Here is a 19,173-nt window from a genome sequence, read left to right as displayed (position 1 = left end):
GGCGCGGTGATTTCATGATCAAAGTCCTGGTCGTCGACGACTCCGTGGTCGTCCGCCGGCTCATCGTGGACTCGCTGACCGGCGCGCCCGGCATCGAGGTGGTCGGCACCGCCGCCAACGGCCTGCTGGCCCAGGCGAAGATCGATCAGCTCAAGCCGGACGCGGTCACCATGGACATCGAGATGCCGCAGATGAACGGCATCGAAGCCGTGCGTGAGCTGCGCAAGCGGCACAAGCAGCTACCGGTGATCATGTTCAGCACGCTGTCGGCCGCCGGGGCGAGCGCGACGCTGGAGGCGCTGTCCGCCGGTGCCACCGACTACGTGATGAAGCCGAGCAACGTCGGGTCCATTGCGGAATCCATCGCGGCTGTGCGCGAGCAGCTCGTACCGAAGATCCATGCGCTGGCCGGCCGTCGCCCGCCACCCGGCCCGCCGGCCCGGCCCGGCCCGACGCCGGGCCGGCCAGGACTGAGCCCACCGCCCGCCGGACGGCCCGGCGGACCGGTGCCCGGTCGTCCCGGTCTGGCGCCGCTGCGGCCCGCCGGTCCCGCGGCAGCCGGTCCGGCCCGCCCGGTACGCCGCGCGGGCGCACCCGGCCGTGTCGACATCCTGGCGATCGGCTCCTCGACGGGCGGCCCGGACGCGCTCACCAAGGTGCTGCAGGCGCTGCCCGCCGACCTGCCGGTGCCGATCGTGGTCACCCAGCACATGCCGCCGGTCTTCACCCGGATGTTCGCCGAGCGCCTCGACCGCAGCACCTCGCTGCGCGTCGTCGAGGCGGGCGACGGCATGGAGCTCGCGCCCGGCACCGTCTACATCGCTCCCGGCGACAAGCACCTCGTGCTGCAACGCCGGAGCACCGCGACGCTGACCCAGCTCAGTGGCGCGCCGCCGGAGAACTCGTGCCGTCCGGCGGTCGATGTGATGTTCCGTTCGGTGGCCGCGCTCTTCGGAGCCTCGGCGTTCGCCACGGTGCTGACCGGCATGGGATACGACGGACGGGGTGGTGCGAAGGTGCTGCGTGAGGCAGGTGCCGAAATCCTGGCGCAGGACGAGGCCAGTTCCGTGGTCTGGGGCATGCCCGGTGCCGTGGTCGGCGCGGGGCTGGCGGACGAGATCCTGCCGCTGGACCGGATCGCGGCCGCACTGATCCAGCGGGTCCAGACCGGTCGCGTCGCGCGTCCGACGGCGGTGACCCGATGACCCTTTCGGCCTCCGACTTCGCGTTCGTCTCGGCCCTGGTCCGCCGGGAGGCGGCCATCGTCCTCGCTCCGGGCAAGGAGTACCTGGTCGAGGCGCGGCTGATCCCGGTGGCCCGGCAGGTGGGCGCGGCCAGTGTGGCCGAGTTCCTGGCCAATATGCAGCGCCGGCCCAACCCGGAGGACCAGCGCCGGATCATCGACGCGCTGACCACCAATGAGACGTCGTGGTTTCGGGACCGGGAACCGTTCTCCGCGCTGACCGACGTGGTGCTGCCCGAGCTGGTCCGCGCCCGGGGGACGAACCGCAAGCTGCGGCTGTGGTCGGCGGCCAGCTCCAGCGGTCAGGAGGCGTACAGCCTCGCGATCACGTTGCAGGAGAACCTGCCGGCGGGGTGGTCGTACGAGATCATGGGCAGTGACATCTCCACCGAGATGATCAAGCGGGCCGAGACGGCCGAGTACAGCCAGGTCGAGGTCAACCGGGGACTGCCCGCGACCCAGCTGGTCCAGTACTTCGAGCGGGCCGGCGCGCACTGGCGGGTCACCCCGGGACTGCGGCGCAACGTGTCGTTCAAGTTGATGAACCTCACCGCGCCCCTGCCGGCGTTGCCGCCGTTCGACGTGATCTTCCTGCGCAACGTGCTCATCTACTTCGACGTCGCGACGAAGAAGTCGGTGCTGCGCAACGTCGCCCGGCTGTTGCGGCCGGACGGCTGGCTGTTCCTCGGAGCCGCCGAGACGACGATCGGCATCGACGACAACTACGAACGGGTGGCGGCCGGCCGGACCTCTGCCTACCGAGTGCGGAGCGCGGTGCCGGCCGGTACCGCGAGGAAGGGGTGAGCTGCGGTGCGTGCCATGGTGATCGACGATTCCCGGGCGATGCGGATGATTCTCAAGCGCATCGTCGCCAAGCTGAACTTCGAGGCGGTCGAGGCCGGTGACGGCCAAGAGGCCCTCGATCTGCTGGCCACGATGTCCGAGGTGCCGGAGCTGGCCCTCATCGACTGGAACATGCCCAACATGAACGGGCTCGAGTTCGTGACGAAGGTGCGGGCCGAACCCCGGCTGCGCGAGATGACGCTGGTCATGGTCACGACCGAGAGCGAGCAGAGCCAGATCGTCCGGGCCCTCGCCGCGGGCGCCCACGAATATGTGATCAAGCCCTTCACCGAGGGCGCGATGATCGAAAAGCTGGCCCTGCTGGGCCTCGTCCCGACCGGAGCGAACTCATGAGCGAACCCGTGGTGACTGAGGGAGACCTCGCCGAGATGGCGGAGCAGGTGTGGGTCTCGTACCTGGACCCCGAGGGGGTCAGCCCGCTGGTGCCGCACGGTGACGTGAAACAGGTGTCGGAGGTGCACTCGACGGTGTCGATCACCGGCTCCTGGCACGGCCACCTGGTCTACGCGTCCTCGCAGAACGCCGCCCGGAAGGCCGCCGCGGCCTTCCTCGCCATGGAGCCCGACGAGGTCGCCCAGGAGGACATCTCCGACGTGCTCGGCGAACTGGCCAACATCGTCGGCGGCAACGTCAAGGCGATGCTGCCGGCCGGCTGTTTCCTGTCGCTGCCGACGGTGGTGCTGGCGCCCGACACGGCCTCGTACTACCCGGCAGCCGAACGGATCAGCGGCCTGTACGGCATCTGGGACGGCGAGCCGGTGTCCATCTCGATGTGGCAGAGCGTGAAGCAGGAGGCAAGCGCATGAAGATCCTGATCGCGGACGACAGCCGGGTGATGCGCCAGATCGTCACCCGGACCCTGCGGCAGGCCGGTTTCGGCGACCACGACCTGGTCGAGGCGGCCGACGGGAAGCAGGCCGTGGACATGGCGGTCGCCGAGAAGCCGGACCTGGTGATCTCGGACTGGAACATGCCGGAGATGACCGGCATCGAGGTGCTGCAGCAACTGCGGGCAGCCGGCAACAACGTGAAGTTCGGTTTCGTGACCTCGGAGTGCACGGCCGAGATGCAGCAGGCGGCGGAGGCCGCCGGTTCCGCTTTCTTCATCGTCAAGCCGTTCACTGCGGAACGTTTTGACGAGGTCTTCTCTCCTATTTTGGGATGATATAGCTATGTCTGACACCTCGGTTATCCCCGTCGCCCTCACCGTTCGCAATCTCTTCGAGGACCTGCTCGGCCGCGACGTCAACGTCTCGCCAGGCGACCCCATGACCGCCGCCGACCTGCCCACCGCCGTGATCGCCGTCTACGCGGACACGTCGCAGCAGCTCTACGCGGTCCTGGGCATGCAACTGGCGCTGGCGGCCAACGCCGGCGCCGCCCTGGGCCTGCTCCCGGCCGGCGCCGCGGAAGACAGCATCGAGGAGAAGAAGCTCTTCCCGAACCTGGCCGAGAACGTCTTCGAGCTCTGCAACGTGCTGACCAGCCTGCTCAACCGCGAGGGCGCCCCGCACGTGAAGCTCTACCAGGTGATCTACCCGGGCATGGACATCCCGAACGACGCCCGTGCGCACCTGCTGGCCCTGGGCAAGCGCCTGGACCTGACCGTCGAGGTGGCCCGCTACGGCAAGGGAAAGTTGTCGCTCTCTCTCGTCTAGGCAGCGGCGCGGGGATCCACTTGCTCGGCACTCACGAGCAGATCCCCGCGCCGGAAACGGTCAGCTCTGGGTGCGGCCGCTGCTCCAGCCCATGCTGGACGTCTGGCAGCGCGGCGCGTTCGGGCGGCACACCGCCGGGATCGCGCCGGCCGAGCTGGCCGCGGTGGCCCGTGACGTGCTGGGCGCCCGGACCCTGACGCGACCCGAGCTCGGCCGGGCGCTGGTCCGGCGGTGGCCGGAGTGCGATCCGCAATGGCTGGCTCGGTCCGTGCAGGGGCTGCTGCCGATCGTGCATCCCGCGCCCGACGGCACCTGGGGCCGGCGGGGCGCCACCCCTTCGCGCACGCCGAGCGACTGCTGGGGCGCCCGCTGGAGATCCGGGACGTCCAGGAACTCGTCCGGCGTTATCTGGCCGCGTTCGGTCCCGCGTCGGCGCGGGACATGCAGGCATGACCCGGCTGCGCGAGGTCTTCGAGGCGTTGCGCCCGCGGCTGCGCGTCTTTCGCGATGACTCCGGCGTCGAGCTTTTCGACCTGCCGGACGCGCCGCGCCCGGGAGCGGACGTGCCGGCACCCGTACGGTTCCTGCCCGGCTTCGACAATGTGCTGTTCGGTCACGCCGACCGGTCCCGCATCGTGGCCGCCGAGCGGCGTCCGTACCTGGTGGCGGACGCCGCGCTGACGGTCGACGGGATGGTGCGGGGCCTGTGGAAGATCAGGGCCGGGGTGCTGGAGGTGCGGCTGTTCGCCCCGCTGAGCGCGGCGGAACGTGCCGAGGTGTGCCGGGAAGGTGCCGAGCTGTCACGGCTGGCCGGCGTCGACCCGGCCGTTCGTCTCGTGCGGCTCTGACGCCATCCGCTGTGTAAGCGTCATTCCCGGCACGTACGCCAGCCCCCGGCCGGGCCGCAGCCGGCTCGCGGCCCGGCTCAGACCGCGCCGGGCCGGGACCAGCCGCTGTGGAGCCGCGGTCCAGCCGTAGCGCAGCAGTTCGGCCGGGGCCGGGCGGACCGTGCCGGACACCTCGTACCCGCTGGCCACGAGCCGGGACCCCAGCGCCGCCTCGCACAGGGCGATCTCCTCCGGGTCGAGCCGGGTCTGCCAGCTCTGCACCCGCTGGGTGGTCACCGGGGCGTGGGTCAGCGCGTGCCAGGTCTTGAACGAGGGCACCGCCACCTGCGCCACCGCGGACGGCTCGGCCATCGCCGGGTGGTACTCCTCGCCCAGGTACGCGCACATGGCGGCAAGCCGGCCGTGCGGATCGGCCACCAGGTCCTCGTAGCGCACCTCGTGCCACTGCCGCGGTCCCAGGCGCCGGGCGGCCCGGCGGGCATCGTCGACGGCCCGGGCCCACGCCGCGACCGTCGCGTAGATGTCCTTGCGGTGCCAGGACATCTCCTTCAGCGAGGCCACGCAGTCCCGGCCGTCGCGGACGATGTTGATGAACTGCGCGTCTGGGAAGAGCCGCAGCAGGATGTCGATGTTGTGCAGGTAGGCCGGTCGCTTGTCGCCCCAGCGCGGTTTGCCGAAGCGGGCCGCGTACTGCTGGAAGACCGTGCCCAGCGCGGAGCCGAGCGTGCCCGGCCCGGCGGTGATCCGCTCGGCCACGTCCTCGGCGTCGAGGCCGAGGTCGCAGAAGCGGGTCTCCTGGTGGTCGACGATCCGGCGGGCCAGGGCGCGCCGGTTGGCCGGCACCGCCAGGTCGCCGAAGTCGCGGCGCTCGCGGTACACGCTCAGCACGAACCGGGTCTCGGGCGGGATCGCGATGCGGGGGTGGGCGTGCAGCATGAGCTGCAGCATCGTGGTGCCCGAGCGCGGGCAGCCGACGACGATGACCGGGCGGTCAGCGGGCACAGTTCACCTCCGGTGGGCAGTCGAGCACCGGAGGTAACATATGCCAACAAAACGGAATTGTTAACGAACGGTCAAGGCGTGTCGTGAATCCCCGCAGAGCCCGACGAATCGGGCGATCCCGGCGTCGGCATCGTGGGTGTGCCCGGCTCCTCCGTCCTGCCGTACCCGGCGGTGACGAAACGCAGGCCGGCGAGCAGGACCGCGGCGATCGGCACGGCGATGAGGAAGCGGATCAGCACCTGGCTGATGTCGACCTCGTCGGTGAGATAGCGGTACAGCGCCGGTGCGCTCATCAGCAGCGCGAACAGCAGGACGGAGGGACGGATCACGGACTACCTGCCCCGGGCGGGCCGCCGCGGGAGAGCGGCCATCGGCACCACGTCCGCGGCGATCCGGGCGCACAGCATCGCGGCCCAGGCGTGCGGGGTGGCGGGCTTGCCGTCCAGCGAGACGATCGGCAGGTCCAGGCCCAGCACGGTGGCCGGGTCCGAGGTGATGTCGACGCTGTGCACCACCAGCGCCTCCACCTCACCGAGCGTCCGCAGGTGCCGGGCCGTGTCGGCGGTCTTGCGGGTCGCGTCGACGACCGCCCACACCGCCGTGGCGCCCAGCGCGTCGCACATGTCGCTGACCCAGATCGGGTCCGTCCCGCCGACCGGTGCGTCGACCACCACGATCCAGGCGTGGTCGGCGCTCTGCAGCCGTTCCGCCTTGCCCGCGGCGGCGGGCGGGTCACCGAGCACCCGCGAGGAGTGCATCCCGGTGCCGGCCGCGGTGGGCCCGCCCAGCATCAGGTGCGCCTGGTCGATCCCGGCCTGCTCGCAGAGCTTGCGGCCGATCGGCAGGGCGTGGTCCAGATCCCCGCACAGCACCAGGATCTCGCCGGGTGCGTCCGGCACGGGCGGTGCGCCGGGCCGCGACGCCAGCACGCTGAGCACCCCGGCGTACGTGTCCCCGCCGACGATCTGCGCGGCCATCTCCTCCGGCATGCCGACCTTCATCAGGTTCAGCTGCACCGGATCGCCCTGGAACTGCCGCAGCACCGCCGGCGGCTGAGCCGTCGTCGTCGCGTGCACAGTCGGCGCCGGTGCGGTCGCCGGCACCCCCAGCCCGAGCCCGGCCAGCGTCTCGGCCAGCCCGTTGCCGGCCGGCGCCGGCGAGGTCGGCACCAGCCCGTACGCCGCGGCGGCGGTACGCGGCGGCGCCGGATTCTGCGCGGCCCGGTTGGCGGCGGCGTTCGTCGGGAAGGCCGGCGCGTCGTTCACCCCGAGACCACCCATGAGCTCCGCCAGCGACGGTACGGGCGGCAGCGGCCGCGTGCTGCCGGAGCCGCCGCCGTTGACCGGGGAGCCGGTGGCCTGGGCCGGGCGGAACGGCCGTACCGTCGGGCCGTCCGGCCGGTCCTCCTCGGTGGCCTTGGGACGTGGCCCCGGCCGGCCCCACGGGTTGGTGTCGGCCTTGTCCAGGCCGGCCATCAGCTCCGCGAAAGCGGCGCCCGGATCGGCCGCGGCCCGCCCGGCCGCGCCCGGCTGACCGGCACCCAACTGGCCGCCCAGCTGACCGGCACCCGGCCCGGGCCGGCCGACTGCGGCTTCGGCGTCCCCCATCCCCGCGTCCCGACCGGTCAGCCGGTCCGTGACGGTCGGGCCGTCCGGCGCGATCCGGTCCCGGGACTCGGCGCGGGCCAGCAACTGTTCCAGCGTCTGTGGCGGCTCCTCGGCCGCCGGTGGCCGGCGTGGTACATCACGTTCGTCGGCGTCCGGCACTTCGACCGACAGCTCGTAGTGCTGCTTGGCGAAGAAACCGCCGAAGCCACCGCTACGGACCTTGTCGGCCGAGATGATCCGGACCGATGAGCCGTACTCGTCGCGCACCTGCGCCAGCAACGGCTCGATGGCCGGCCCCTCAAGCAGCACCCGCGTAGGCACCGTTCACCACCCCCATGGTCTCGATCTGTGCGGTGGAACCAGAGATCTCGGAATAGGACAGCACCTGCACCCGGCGGGAACCCGCGCGCAGGAGACGCATCAGTGGCAGCCGTAGCTGCGGTGAGCAGGCCAGCACCGGGGTGATGCCCTGCTGTTCGGCGGCTTCGACCAGCCGGCCCGCCTCGGTGACCATGGCCTCGGCCCGCATGCCGTCGATCGCCATGAAGGCACCGGTCTCGCTCGGGCGCAGCGACTCGAGCAGGCCCTGCTCGAGCATCGGCTCCAGCGTGATGACGGTGAGCCGGCCGCCGGCCGCGTACTGGGCGGCGATGGCCGGGCCCAGCGCGGCCCGGGCCGCCTCGACCAGGCCGTCGTGGTCGACGGAGACCTTGGCCCGCAGCGACAGCGACTCGAAGATCCGGACCAGGTCGCGGATCGGTACGCCCTCGTCGAGCAGCGCCTGCAGCACCCGCTGGATCTGGCCCAGGCTGAGCAGCGACGGCGTCAGCTCCTCGACCACGACGGGGTGGGTGCGCTTGACCATCTCGGTCAGCGACCGCACGTCCTCGCGGCCGAGCAGGCGGCTGGCGTTCTGCCGGACGATCTCGGCCAGGTGGGTGATGATCACGGACGCCCGGTCCACGACCGTCGCGCCGGAGAGCTCGGCCTGGTAGTGCAGCTCGGCCGGGACCCACTTGCCGGCCAGCCCGAAGACCGGCTCGACGCCGGCCCGGCCGGGCAGCGCCTGCAGGCCGTCGCCGATCGCCAGCACGGTGCCGGGCGGGGCCTGGCCGGTGCCGGCGTCGACCCCGCTGATCCGGATCGCGTACGAGGAGAGCGGCAGGTCCAGGTCGTCCCGGGTGCGCACGGGCGGCATCACCATGCCCAGCTCGAGGGCCATCTTGCGGCGCAGGGCCCGGACCCGGTCCAGCAGGTCGCCGCCATTGGAGTCGACCAGGTCGACCAGGTCGGGCGAGAGGGCCAGCTCCAGCGGGTCGACGCGCATCTCGCCGAGCAGCTGCTCGGGGGAGTCCGGTGCGGGGCGTTCGAGCTCGGCCGACGGGGTGCCGGCGACCTCCGGCTCCGGGTCCTTGATCCGCTGGGCGATCAGCATCACCGTGCCGCCGATCAGCAGGAACGGGATCTTGGGCAGGCCCGGGATCACGCACAGCCCGAGGGCGGCGCCGCCGGCGATGCGCAGGGCCAGCTTGTTCTGGCTGAGCTGGGCCGTGACGCTGCTGCCCATGTCGCCGGTGGTGGCCGAGCGGGTCGTGATCAGACCGGTGGCCACCGAGAGCAGCAGGGCCGGGATCTGCGAGACCAGGCCGTCGCCGACGGTCAGCAGGCTGTAGTGGTTCATCGCCTCGCCGGGCGACATGCCCTCCTGGAGCATGCCGATGGCGAAGCCGCCGACCAGGTTGATGACCGTGATGATGATCGCCGCGATGGCGTCACCCTTGACGAACTTGGAACCACCGTCCATCGCGCCGTAGAAGTCGGCCTCGGCGGCGACGTCGGCGCGGCGTTGTTTCGCCTCGGCCTCGTCGATCAGGCCGGCGTTGAGGTCGGCGTCGATCGCCATCTGCTTGCCGGGCATCGCGTCGAGGGTGAAGCGGGCCCCGACCTCGGCGACCCGCTCGGCACCCTTGGTGACCACCACGATCTGCACGATGATCAGGATCATGAAGATCACCAGGCCGATGACCAGGGAGCCGCCGACCACGAAGCTGCCGAACGCGTGGATGACCTTGCCGGCGTCGCCGTCGCGCAGCACCAGCCGGGTGGCGCTGATGTTGAGCGCCAGCCGGAACAGGGTGGCGACCAGCAGCAGGGCCGGGAAGACGGAGAAGTCGAGTGGCCGCTGGACGAACATGGCGACGAGCAGGATCAGCAGGGCGCCGGTGATGTTGAGCGCGATGAGCAGGTCGAGCAGGAAGGTCGGCAGCGGCACGACCATCATGACGATGATGCCGATGACCCCGAGGGGTACGGCGAGCTTGCTGAGGTTGCGGTTCTTCACAGCACCCCCTCCACTTGCTGATACTCCCGCAGTGGCGCGCGTGATGTGAGTAAATCTCCCAGATTGTGGCTATGGTCCTATGCGGCCGCCGGGGTCGGGTTCGGGTTGCGATGGACCCCGGCCGCCGATCCCTTGGCTTTCAGGCTCATCACGAACGCCAGCACCTTGGCCACCGTGCCGTAGAACTCGGCCGGGATCTCCATGCCCACCTCCACGCTGTGCTCCAGCGCCCGGGCCAGCGGCACGTCCTGCACCATCGGGATGCGGTGCTCGGCGGCGAGCTCGCGGATCTTCTGGGCGGTGTTGCCCTGGCCCTTGGCGATGACCCGCGGGGCGCCGCGCTCCGGTTCGTACCGCAGGGCGACGGCGACGTGGGTCGGGTTGACCAGCACCACGTCGGCGGTCGGCACGTCGGCCATCTGCCGGTTGCGGGCCATGGCCATCTGTTTGGCCCGGATCTGGCCCTTGACGTGCGGGTCGCCCTCGGTGTTCTTGTGCTCCTGCTTGACCTCCTCCTTGCTCATCCGCAGCTGCTTGTTGGTGCGCTTGCGCACCACGAAGTAGTCGGCGGCGGCCATCACGATGCCGGCCACCGCCGCCGCCCGGATCAGCGACAGCACGGCGTCGTTGATGACGCCGAGCAGGGAGCCGATCTGCAACTGACCCGCGGTCATCAGCAGCGGCACGATGTCCTTCATCGTCATGTACAGCACGCCGCCCAGCACCCCGGTCTTGACCAGGGCTTTCGTGCCCTCCCAGAGCGACTGCATACCGAACATCTTCTTGAGGCCGGGCAGCGGGTTGAGCCGGTTGAACTTCGGAATGAACAGCTTGGTGGCGACCCGGATGCCGCCCTGGGCGCCGGCCGCGGCGACGCCCACCGCCATCATCGTCAGGGCCAGCGGCAGCACGGCCCAGGCGGCACTCATCAGGCCGTCCTTGAGGATGCCCATGGCCACCTGCGGATCGGGGTCCGCGATGACGTCCGGGACCTTGGCCATCAGCTCCCGCGAGTGCTCCATCGTCGAACCCAGCGTGCGCGGCAGCACGATGCTGGCGGCCAGCATGCCGACCCAGGCGCCGATGTCCTGGCTGCGCCCGATCTGACCTTCCGCCTTGGCCTTCTTGAGTTTCTGGGCAGTGGGCTGTTCGGTCTTCTCGCCGGCCACGGATCACCCCCCGCTCAACCGGACGACCGCGGTGACAGCCTTGTCGATCAGGGTGTCGAGGGCCCGCGGCAGGACCGCGATGGCGGTCCCGGACAGGGTCAGCAGCAGGAAGATCTTCGCCGGGAAGCCCAGCTGGAACGCGTTCAGCGCCGGCGCCACCCGGTTGAGCAGGCCGAACGCGACGTCGGTGAGGAACAGCACGGCGATCAGCGGACCGGCGATCTGCACCGCGGCCACCACCATCTCGCCGATCCCTGTGGTGAGCAGCCGGCTCAGCGTCTCCAGCGAGAAACTCGCGTCCAGCGGCAGCGTCTTGTACGACTGCAGGAACCCCCGCAGCACCAGCTGGTGGCCGTCGCTGGCGAACAGCAGCGTCGCCGCCACCAGGTTGTAGAAGCGCCCGAAGACCGAGCTCTGGTTCTGCGACAACGGGTCGTAGGCGGACGCGAGGGTGAAGCCGCCGAAGACGTCCAGGAGGTCACCGGCCGCCTGCACCGCGGCGAAGAAGAGGTACGTGATGAAGCCCAGCGCCGCGCCCACGAAGACCTGCAGCACCGAGCTGGCGATGATCGCCGAGGTCTGGATGGTGGGCACCGAGGTGGTCAGGTAGGGCGCCATCGGCAGCGCCAGCCCGATCGAGAGCAGCACCTTGACCTGCCCCGGGATGAGCCGGGAGTTGAACGGCGGGCAGAGCATCAGCCACGCGCCGGCCCGGGCCGCGCCCAGCATGATCGCGACCAGCTCCGAGATCGGCAGGTCCCAGTTCATTGGTACGACCCCACGAGCGCCGTGATGATCAGCCCCCAGCCGTTCACCAGCACGAAGAGCAGAAGCTTGAACGGCATCGCCACGGTCACCGGGGGCAGCATCATCATGCCCAGCGACATCAGCGACGCGGAGACGACCATGTCGATGATGAGGAACGGGATGAAGATGACGAAGCCGATGATGAAGGCCGCGCGCAGCTCGGACAGCACGAACGCCGGGATCAGCGTGGTGAGCTCCACGTCGGCCGGGGTCGCGGGCTTGTCCTGCCCGGACACCTTGATCAGCAGGGCCAGCTCGTCCTCGCGGGTGCTCTTGAGCATGAACTCGCGCAGCGGCTGCACCCCGTCGGCGAACGCCTGCGTCTGGGTCTTGTCACCGGCCAGGTAGGGCTGCACGCCCACCTCGTTCACCTGCGACACCACCGGGCTCATGATGAACAGGCTGATGAACAGGGCCAGCCCGGCGAGCACCTGGTTGGGCGGCAGGCTGGTCAGCCCCAGCGCGTTGCGGGTGATCCCGAGGACCATGAACACCTTGGTGAAGCAGGTGCACAGCAGCAGCGCCGCCGGGGCGACCGAGAGCAGGGTCAGGCCCAGCACGATCACCAGCGAGGAGGCCGGCTTGCTGCCGTCGGGATTCGTACCGTTGATGTTGAAGTTGATGCTGCCGCCGCTCGGGGTCACCGTGGGCGCGACCGGGGCCGTCGGGCCCGGCGCGCGCGGCAGCTCGTAGCCGACCGTGACGGCGGCCGGCGCGGGCGTGGGCTGCGGCGGCGCGGCCTGTGCCGCGGCGGCCGGCACCAGCGCGCCGAGCGCGAAGAGCAGGATCAGCAGGGTACGACGCCACATGTCAGCGCCTCGTCGTCCGGTCGCGCAGGAAATCCAGGGTTGAGCTCCACGTCCGCGGGGACAGCAGTGAGCCGTCCAGCTTGCCGCCGTGATGCGGCAGCACGGTCGGGTGCACCGCCGGGAGCACGCCGTCGGCCTCGACCACCGGCTCGGGCCGGACGTGCGGCTCGTGCCCGAACGCGTCCAGGTCGGTCTCGCCCAGCAGGCTGACCTGTGTGTCGGTGACGCCGAGGATGAGCGCCCGGTCGGCGACCTGGACGACCGCCACCAACGAGCCGCGGCTCAGCGACTGCCGGTTGAGCACCGACAGGTTGCCGGACCCGCGCCGGCCCACGCCCCCGCGCCGCGCCACCCTGGCCAGTCCCCACATCAGGCCGAAGACGACCAGCAGCGAGAAGCCGATCCGCAGCACGAGCTCGAACAAGGGTTACTCCCGTTCGCTGCCGGGAGCGACGATCTCGGTGATCCGGATGCCGAAGTTCTCGTCGATGACGACGACCTCGCCGCGGGCGATCAACCGGCCGTTGACCAGCAGGTCGGCCGGGCTGCCGGCGGCCCGGTCCAGCTCCACGATCGCGCCCGGGATCAGCGAGAGCAGCTCCCGCACGCTCATCCGGGTGCGGCCCAGCTCGGCCGAGACCTCCATCTCGACGTCGTGCAGCATGTCCAGCCCGCCCCGCATGGGCGCGACACCACCCTCGCCCCGGCGGGCCACGCCACCGGGCGCCCCGTCGGACGGCCACGGCGTCAGCGTCATGGCGATGACCGCCCGGATGTCGCCACCGTCCAGCAGCGGCACGGCGACGGCGTCGTTCTTGGCGGCGATCGCGCTCAGCGCCACGCCCGACTCCATGAGCTGACCCGGGTCGAGCACCACCGGGCCGAACGCGCGGGCCGCGGCCTCCAGCGCCGGCCGGACCGCCGCGGTCAGGTCCAGCTCGCCGAGCGGGCTCTCCTTCAGCGCATCGGCCAGGTCCTGCCCGACCACGACGACGACCTCACCCGTCGCCGCCCCGCTGAACTTGGCGGTGACGGCCTGCCCGGTGGTCAGCATGTCGGCGCGCGCGCTCACCGGCGCGCCGACCAGCAGCTCACGGCTCGTCGGGAGCACGGCCAGGGCCGCCTCGGCAGCGCTGCGGACCAGCGCGAGCTGGGGATCGGTGATCGTGGGCGCGGTCATCGGCGCTCCTCCTTGGGCGACGGCACGACGAGGCAGGCGAGCCGGGCACCCTGGTTACCGGGAACTGCGTGTGCGAAAACGGTCTCGTTGACGGTGACCTCGAGCGGCACGCTGGTCGGGTGGGCCAGCGGCACGACATCACCGGGTCGTAGATCCACAATGTCATCGGTACGCATGCGAATGGGCTGGAATCGGACAGCTACGTCAATCGGCGCCGCGGAAAGTCCGGCTGTGAGGTTGCGCAGCGAGGTGTCGCGTACCATCCGCTCGGCCGCGGTGAGCTCGATCGTCTCCTGCTTCTCCAGCACCGGCAGGATGGTGCTGAACGGCAGGCAGATGCTGGCCACGCACTCCTCGGTGCCGATCTTCACCTCGAACGAGGCGATCACCACGGCGTCGCCCGGCTGGTGCGCGCGCAGGAACTGGGCGTTGTACTCGATCTCCTTGAGCTTCGGGGAGATGTCGACCAGCTGCTCGAAGCCGTACCGCAGCTCGCCGAGCATCCGTTCCATCAGCCCGCGCAGCAGGGGCATCTCGACCTCGGTCAGCGGCCGCTCCGGCTGGGCGCCGCCGGGGCCACCGAGCATATGGTCGATAGCGGTCATCGCGGCCGAGGAGGCGAGCTCCAGCAGCACCGTGCCGGACAGCGGCTCGATGGAGACGATCGCGATCACAGTGGGGTTGGCCAGCCCGGAGATGTACTCGTCGTAGTTCAGCTGCTCGATCGAGACCAGCGACACGCTGCTGACCACGCGCAGCCGGGTGGTGAACAGCGTTCCGCAGCTGCGCGCGTACGTCTCGAAGGCGATCTGCAGCGTGCGGATGTGCTCGCGGGAGAGCTTGATCGGCTTGCGGAAGTCGTACGTGGTGGGGCCGGCGTTGCCGCGCCGGGCCATCTTGCCGGGGGATCGGGTCGGAGACGTGGTCACGTCGTCCTGATCGGCCGGGTTGCGGAACCGCTGAGCCGCCGGGCGTGCTTTGTGCCCGGCTACGCGAAATGGGCAGGTCCGCCGGAAGCGGACCTGCCCATCGCGGGGGTCACTGGGTGACGAAGGAGGTGAAGTAGATGCCCATCACCAGGTGCTTGTCGTCGACGTTGTACGCCTTCTCGATCTTCTCGAGCAGCTCTTCCTTGGCCTTGAGCCGGCCCTTCTCGGTCTCCAGCTCGGCCAGCTCCTTGCCGGTGTAGTTGTCGATCGCCAGGTCCCGGGCCTCCGCGAGGTCGACCTCCTCCTCGCCGGCCTCCTCGGTCATCTGCAGGGCGAACCCGAGCTTGAGGTAGTGCGCGTCGGCCAGGTTGATCGTCATCGTGTCCTCGATCGCCACGACGGCGCCCTTCACCGGCTCGGGCTCGGCGGCCTCGGCCGCGTCGCCCTTGAGGAAGAAGAACCATCCGCCGGCGCCGCCCGCGCCGAGCAGCACCACGGCGAGGATGATGATCATCAGCATCTTCTTGGACTTCTTCTTCGGCGCTTCCGCCGTAGCGTCCTTGTCGTCCTTGCTCATCGGAACTCCTCCTGTCGTGGTCAGTCGTGCGGGGTGGTGGACTCGGTGGTTGATTCGGTCGTGCCGGCGGTGGCTTTAGCCTCCGCGGCAGCCTGTTTGGTGGTAGTTCCGGTGTGCAGCTTCGCGTCGTCGCCCGCTGCCGCCGGCAGCAGCGCTGCCTGCTCGGCGTTGAGCTTGGTGAGCACGACGACGTCCACCCGGCGGTTCATGGTGACCGCCCGTGGGTCCTTGGGGTCGATCAGCGGCTTGGTGTCGGAGAAGCCCACCGCGCTCATCCGGTCCTTGGGCAGGCCGTGCCCGATCAGGTACCGGACGGTGGTGGACGCCCGCGCCGCGGACAGCTCCCAGCCGCTGGGGTAGTACGTTGTGGTCGCCTTGAGCTGGTTGGTGTTGCCATCGACCTCGATGTTGTTCGGCAGCTTGGCCAGCGTGGGCGCGATGGCGTCGAGGATCTTGCGCCCGCCGGCCCGCAGCTCGGCCCGGTTGCCGGCGAAGACGACCTCGTTGGTGACCACGGTGACCACCAGGCCGCGCTCGTTGATGGTGAACTTGACCTGGTTGAGCAGCTTGGCCGCCTCGAGCGCGTCGGCGATCTTCCGCTCGATCTCCTTGAGGTTCTCGGCCTCCTTGGTCGCCGCCTTCGCGTTGGCCGAGGCCTCCTTGCGGCTCGCGGCGAGCAGGGCCCGCTGCACCGCCTCCTTCTGCTCCTTGGTCATGCCCTCCGTGCCGCTGCCGCCGTCGCCCGGGTTGGTGCCCGGGTCGATCGGGACGACGTTGGTGCTCTGCCCGGCGCCCTCCAGGTTCGAGACGTTGCCGGTCATCGCGACGCTGGAGGCACCGAAGCCCTCGGAGAGGCCGGCCGCCAGCTCGGCGAACTTCTTCTTGTCGACGTTGCTCATGCTGAACAGCACCACGAACAGGACGAACAGCAGCGTGAGCATGTCGGCGTACGACACGAGCCAGCGCTCGTGGTTGACGTGCTCCTCGTGCTCCTCGTGGCCGCCCTTCTTCCTACGCCCCCCGCCGCCCGAGCTCATCCCTAGGCCGCCTTCTTGGTGGACGCGGCCTCGGCCGCCTTGGCGGCGTCCGGCGGCAGCAGGCTGCGCAGCTTCTGCGCGACCAGGCGCGGGTTGGAACCGGCCTGGATCGCGAGCACACCGTCGATGACCAGCTCCATCTCCTCGGCCTCGATGCCGGAGAGCCGGGTCAGGCGGGCCGCGATCGGCAGGAAGATCAGGTTCGCGGACAGCACGCCCCAGAGCGTCGCGACGAACGCCGCGGCGATGGAGTGGCCGAGCGTCTCCGGCTTGTCGAGGTTCTCGAGCACGTGCACCAGGCCCATGACCGTGCCGATGATGCCGACGGTCGGGGCGTAGCCACCCATGTTCTCGAAGATCTTCATGCCGGCCTTGTCGGCCTTCTTCTTGGCGCCGACCTCGGCGTGCAGGATGTCGTGCAGTTCCTCGGGGTCCGTACCGTCGATGGCCAGCTGCAGGCCACGCTTGAGGAACGGGTGCTCGACGGTCTTGACCGCGTCCTCGAGGGCCAGCAGGCCCTCACGGCGGGCCCGCTCGGCCAGCTTGACGATGTCGTCGACGAGCTTGTTCGGCGGCGTCACCTTGGCCAGGAAGGCCTTCTGCAGCAGCTTGCCGGCGCCGAGGGCGTCCTTGAGCACGCCACCGGCCATGCCGGCGCAGAACGCGCCGCCGAAGACCAGCAGCATGGACGGGATCAGGATGATGGAGGCCGGGCTGCCGCCCTCCAGGATCTGCACGGTGAAGACGATGGCCAGTGCGATGACTACACCAAGGATGGTGGCGAGGTCCATCAGCGGTCCTTCCGGTGCAGCTGCAGCACGTTCGTCGCAGCGGTCTCGTCGTCGTGGTCAGCGGGCCCGGGCTCGGCCAGCAGGGCCGGCTCGGACTCGATGCGACTCGCCTGGGCGATCAGCGAGGCGCGGTAGTGGCGCACCGAGTCGATGAACTCGGGCACCGATTCGGCGATGACGTACTTGGTGCCGTCCACCAGCGTGATGACCGTGTCGGGCGTGCAGTCGGCACGCTCGACCAGGTCGGGGTTGAGGGCGAACACGGCTCCGTTGAGGCGGGTTACGAGAATCACGACATCCGTCCTTGGGGCGTCTCATTGGCTGGTGGGCCGTCCATGGCCCGTCCTTAGTCACTTCGGCCTGGTCCCGGTTGCCGATGAGCGCGCAACGGTCACCATTGAGGTGCGACCACACGCAATTCCTCGGAACAGACAGAAGCCGGGGCCGGCAGACGTACCCGGCCCCGGCCTAAGCCGGTATTTCTTCTCAGACCCCGGCCTTTGCCGGTGTTTCTGCTCAGCCCGCCTAAGCCGGTGCTTCTGCTCAGCCCCCGCCTAAGCCGGACCATGCATCCGATTCACCGTTTGAGGTTGACGAGTTCCTGCAGGATCTCGTCGGAGGTGGTGATGATCCGGCTGTTGGCCTGGAAGCCGCGCTGGGCGATGACCAGGTTGGTGAACTCCTGGGCCAGGTCGACGTTCGACATCTCCAGCGCGCCGCTGGTGATCAGGCCGAGGCCCGCCGAGCCGGCCGAGCCGACCTGGGCCAGGCCCGAGTTGACCGTGCTGCGGAACATCGAGTCGCCGATCTTCTCCAGGCCGTTGACGTTGTTGAAGTTGGCCAGCGCGAGCTGACCCAGCGTCTGCTTCAGGCCGTTGGAGAAGACACCGACGATCTGGCCGGTGTTCGACACCGTGTAGGAGCTCAGGATGCCGGCGGCGGAACCGTCCGACGCGCTCACCCGGGCCTCGGTGTTGCCGCTGTACTGGGTGATGTCGGTGATGTCGACGGTGAGACCGTCGAGCACGATGCTGGTGACCGGGACGGTGCCGTCGTTCGGCTTGCCGTTGACGAACGGGATGGCGACCGGTGTGCCCGAGGGCGTCGACGCGGTCCACTCGTCCTGGCCTGACCTGGTCAGCGTCACGTTCAGGGAGCTGGAGGCCCCGTTCGCGTCGATCACGGGGATGGGGATCACCTTGGAGCTTCCCGGCGCGACACCCGTGGGATCGATCGGTGCCTCGTACGACAGGTTGCCGGTCAGGGTGAACTTCGAGGTTGCCGCCGGGGCCAGGCTGATGCCGATCGGCAGCTTGATGTTCCCGGGCGCGCCCGCCACGTTGACACTGCCCTGCCCGTCGGCGCTCCAGCCCTGCACGATCTGGCCGTTGGGCGTGGTCAGCGAGCCGTTGGCGTCGAAGGTGAACGACCCGGCCCGGGTGTAGACCGTCTCGCCGCCGCTCTTGGTGATGAAGAAACCGTCACCCTGGATCATCATGTCGCCGGACTTGCCGGTGGTCTGCGCCGCGCCCTGGCTGAAGTTGGCGTTGACGCTGGCCGTCCGCACACCCAGGCCGACCTGGGCGGGGTTCGTGCCACCGGCGCCGTTCTGCGGGGCGCCGGCCGCGTTGACCATCTGCGAGAGCGTGTCCTGGAAGACGGTCTGGCTCGACTTGTAACCCGTGGTGTTGACGTTGGCGATGTTGTTGCCGGTGACGTCCATCATCTGCTGGTGCGCGCGCAGGCCGCTGATGCCGGAGAAGAGGGAACGCAGCATAGGTCAGGTGTCCTTCGGGGTAGCGGGATCGGTGGTTGTCGCTGGTCCGGTTGCGGTTTGCTGGACTTCCGTGACCTTGGACAGCTGCACATCCGTGTTCCCGACCACGAGCGTCGGTTCGCTGTCTCCGTTGAGCTTCGTCTTGGTGACGACGCCCGTCTGGGTCATGCCGTTCGCGTCCTGATACGTGACCGTGCGGCCGACCAGCGCGCTCGCGCCGATCAACTGCTGGGCCTGCATCATGTCGGCGATCTGGCCGAGCTTCTCGACCTGGGTGAACTGCGCCGTCTGGGCCAGGAACTGGGTCGAGTCGGCCGGGTTGCTGGGGTCCTGGTACTTGAGCTGCGCCACCAGCAGCTTCAGGAACGTGTCCTGATCGGCGACCGACTTGCTGGTGCCGGCGTCCGTCTTGGTCTTGTTCGTGTACATCGACGTCGAGGTGACATTCTTGGCGTCGAATTCCTTGCTGACGTTTCCGCCGATCGGTGACGTCATGAACAAGTCCTCCAGAGTTCGAGTCGGTGGCCCTCGCCC

Annotated in this window: 24 protein-coding genes; 8 read left to right on the top strand and 16 right to left on the bottom strand. The window is 69.8% G+C overall.

Going from position 1 to position 19,173, the window contains the following annotated elements; genetic code table 11:
• Positions 1-14 precede the first annotated feature (14 nt).
• From ACQP2Y_RS44175 to ACQP2Y_RS44140, 8 genes are all read left to right on the top strand, one after another.
• On the top strand, positions 15-1,205 hold the full coding sequence (locus ACQP2Y_RS44175; protein WP_433722573.1) for a protein-glutamate methylesterase/protein-glutamine glutaminase: 1,191 nt from the start codon (positions 15-17) through the stop codon (positions 1,203-1,205).
• Complete coding sequence (locus ACQP2Y_RS44170; RefSeq protein ID WP_433722571.1) at positions 1,202-2,047, top strand: CheR family methyltransferase; 846 nt, start codon at positions 1,202-1,204, stop codon at positions 2,045-2,047. Before ACQP2Y_RS44175 ends, ACQP2Y_RS44170 begins: the two co-directional genes overlap by 4 nt.
• Before the next feature lie 15 nt (positions 2,048-2,062).
• The gene (locus tag ACQP2Y_RS44165) at positions 2,063-2,440 is read left to right on the top strand and encodes a response regulator (RefSeq protein ID WP_433722569.1); all 378 of its coding nucleotides are present in this window, start codon (positions 2,063-2,065) and stop codon (positions 2,438-2,440) included.
• Positions 2,437-2,913 carry a chemotaxis protein CheX gene (locus ACQP2Y_RS44160; protein WP_433722567.1) on the top strand — a complete coding sequence of 159 codons (477 nt, stop codon included), beginning with the start codon at positions 2,437-2,439 and terminating at the stop codon, positions 2,911-2,913. The genes ACQP2Y_RS44165 and ACQP2Y_RS44160 overlap by 4 nt, the downstream gene beginning before the upstream one ends.
• Positions 2,910-3,272: a response regulator gene (locus tag ACQP2Y_RS44155; RefSeq protein ID WP_433722565.1), complete on the top strand. Its 363-nt coding sequence runs from the start codon at positions 2,910-2,912 to the stop codon at positions 3,270-3,272. The genes ACQP2Y_RS44160 and ACQP2Y_RS44155 overlap by 4 nt, the downstream gene beginning before the upstream one ends.
• A 7-nt stretch (positions 3,273-3,279) precedes the next feature.
• Complete coding sequence (locus ACQP2Y_RS44150; protein ID WP_433722563.1) at positions 3,280-3,765, top strand: hypothetical protein; 486 nt, start codon at positions 3,280-3,282, stop codon at positions 3,763-3,765.
• A gap of 252 nt (positions 3,766-4,017) precedes the next feature.
• Positions 4,018-4,218 (top strand): DNA glycosylase AlkZ-like family protein, encoded by a 201-nt coding sequence (locus ACQP2Y_RS44145; RefSeq protein WP_433722561.1) that lies wholly within the window; start codon positions 4,018-4,020, stop codon positions 4,216-4,218.
• The gene (locus ACQP2Y_RS44140; RefSeq protein WP_433722559.1) at positions 4,215-4,613 is read left to right on the top strand and encodes a DNA glycosylase AlkZ-like family protein; all 399 of its coding nucleotides are present in this window, start codon (positions 4,215-4,217) and stop codon (positions 4,611-4,613) included. Before ACQP2Y_RS44145 ends, ACQP2Y_RS44140 begins: the two co-directional genes overlap by 4 nt.
• Here the strand turns inward: ACQP2Y_RS44140 and ACQP2Y_RS44135 are convergent.
• From ACQP2Y_RS44135 to ACQP2Y_RS44060, 16 genes are all read right to left on the bottom strand, one after another.
• Positions 4,566-5,615 carry a sulfotransferase family protein gene (locus tag ACQP2Y_RS44135; protein WP_433722557.1) on the bottom strand — a complete coding sequence of 350 codons (1,050 nt, stop codon included), beginning with the start codon at positions 5,613-5,615 and terminating at the stop codon, positions 4,566-4,568. The genes ACQP2Y_RS44140 and ACQP2Y_RS44135 overlap by 48 nt on opposite strands.
• Positions 5,616-5,686: 71 nt before the next feature.
• Positions 5,687-5,944 carry a hypothetical protein gene (locus ACQP2Y_RS44130; protein WP_433722555.1) on the bottom strand — a complete coding sequence of 86 codons (258 nt, stop codon included), beginning with the start codon at positions 5,942-5,944 and terminating at the stop codon, positions 5,687-5,689.
• 3 nt (positions 5,945-5,947) lie between these two features.
• Positions 5,948-7,543 (bottom strand): hypothetical protein, encoded by a 1,596-nt coding sequence (locus tag ACQP2Y_RS44125; RefSeq protein WP_433722553.1) that lies wholly within the window; start codon positions 7,541-7,543, stop codon positions 5,948-5,950.
• Positions 7,521-9,563, bottom strand: a complete 2,043-nt coding sequence (gene flhA / locus ACQP2Y_RS44120; RefSeq protein ID WP_433722551.1) for a flagellar biosynthesis protein FlhA — start codon at positions 9,561-9,563, stop codon at positions 7,521-7,523. Before flhA ends, ACQP2Y_RS44125 begins: the two co-directional genes overlap by 23 nt.
• A 77-nt stretch (positions 9,564-9,640) precedes the next feature.
• Positions 9,641-10,732, bottom strand: coding sequence for an EscU/YscU/HrcU family type III secretion system export apparatus switch protein (locus ACQP2Y_RS44115; protein WP_433722549.1), 1,092 nt, complete (start codon positions 10,730-10,732; stop codon positions 9,641-9,643).
• Between the two features lie 3 nt (positions 10,733-10,735).
• Positions 10,736-11,500 (bottom strand): flagellar biosynthetic protein FliR, encoded by a 765-nt coding sequence (locus ACQP2Y_RS44110; protein ID WP_433722547.1) that lies wholly within the window; start codon positions 11,498-11,500, stop codon positions 10,736-10,738.
• Positions 11,497-12,348 (bottom strand): flagellar type III secretion system pore protein FliP, encoded by an 852-nt coding sequence (gene fliP / locus ACQP2Y_RS44105; protein ID WP_433722545.1) that lies wholly within the window; start codon positions 12,346-12,348, stop codon positions 11,497-11,499. The genes ACQP2Y_RS44110 and fliP overlap by 4 nt, the downstream gene beginning before the upstream one ends.
• Before the next feature lies 1 nt (position 12,349).
• On the bottom strand, positions 12,350-12,772 hold the full coding sequence (gene fliO / locus ACQP2Y_RS44100) for a flagellar biosynthetic protein FliO (protein ID WP_433722543.1): 423 nt from the start codon (positions 12,770-12,772) through the stop codon (positions 12,350-12,352).
• 3 nt (positions 12,773-12,775) lie between these two features.
• Entirely contained in the window at positions 12,776-13,528 is a 753-nt protein-coding gene (gene fliN, locus ACQP2Y_RS44095) for a flagellar motor switch protein FliN (RefSeq protein WP_433722541.1), read from the bottom strand.
• On the bottom strand, positions 13,525-14,457 hold the full coding sequence (locus ACQP2Y_RS44090) for a flagellar motor switch protein FliM (RefSeq protein ID WP_433722539.1): 933 nt from the start codon (positions 14,455-14,457) through the stop codon (positions 13,525-13,527). Before ACQP2Y_RS44090 ends, fliN begins: the two co-directional genes overlap by 4 nt.
• Positions 14,458-14,566: 109 nt before the next feature.
• The gene (locus tag ACQP2Y_RS44085) at positions 14,567-15,034 is read right to left on the bottom strand and encodes a flagellar basal body-associated FliL family protein (protein ID WP_433722537.1); all 468 of its coding nucleotides are present in this window, start codon (positions 15,032-15,034) and stop codon (positions 14,567-14,569) included.
• A gap of 20 nt (positions 15,035-15,054) precedes the next feature.
• Complete coding sequence (locus ACQP2Y_RS44080; RefSeq protein ID WP_433722535.1) at positions 15,055-16,071, bottom strand: flagellar motor protein MotB; 1,017 nt, start codon at positions 16,069-16,071, stop codon at positions 15,055-15,057.
• Between the two features lie 2 nt (positions 16,072-16,073).
• Positions 16,074-16,862, bottom strand: a complete 789-nt coding sequence (locus ACQP2Y_RS44075; RefSeq protein ID WP_433722533.1) for a flagellar motor protein — start codon at positions 16,860-16,862, stop codon at positions 16,074-16,076.
• Entirely contained in the window at positions 16,862-17,155 is a 294-nt protein-coding gene (locus tag ACQP2Y_RS44070; RefSeq protein WP_433722531.1) for a flagellar FlbD family protein, read from the bottom strand. Before ACQP2Y_RS44070 ends, ACQP2Y_RS44075 begins: the two co-directional genes overlap by 1 nt.
• A gap of 284 nt (positions 17,156-17,439) precedes the next feature.
• On the bottom strand, positions 17,440-18,639 hold the full coding sequence (locus ACQP2Y_RS44065; protein ID WP_433722529.1) for a flagellar hook protein FlgE: 1,200 nt from the start codon (positions 18,637-18,639) through the stop codon (positions 17,440-17,442).
• Positions 18,640-18,642: 3 nt separating this feature from the next.
• Positions 18,643-19,134, bottom strand: a complete 492-nt coding sequence (locus tag ACQP2Y_RS44060; RefSeq protein WP_433722527.1) for a flagellar hook assembly protein FlgD — start codon at positions 19,132-19,134, stop codon at positions 18,643-18,645.
• Between the last annotated feature and the right edge of the window lie 39 nt (positions 19,135-19,173).

The sequence above is a fragment of the Actinoplanes sp. CA-051413 genome (assembly GCF_050955795.1).
In the GTDB taxonomy this organism is placed as follows: domain Bacteria; phylum Actinomycetota; class Actinomycetes; order Mycobacteriales; family Micromonosporaceae; genus Actinoplanes.
This window is presented reverse-complemented; position numbering and strand designations above follow the sequence as displayed.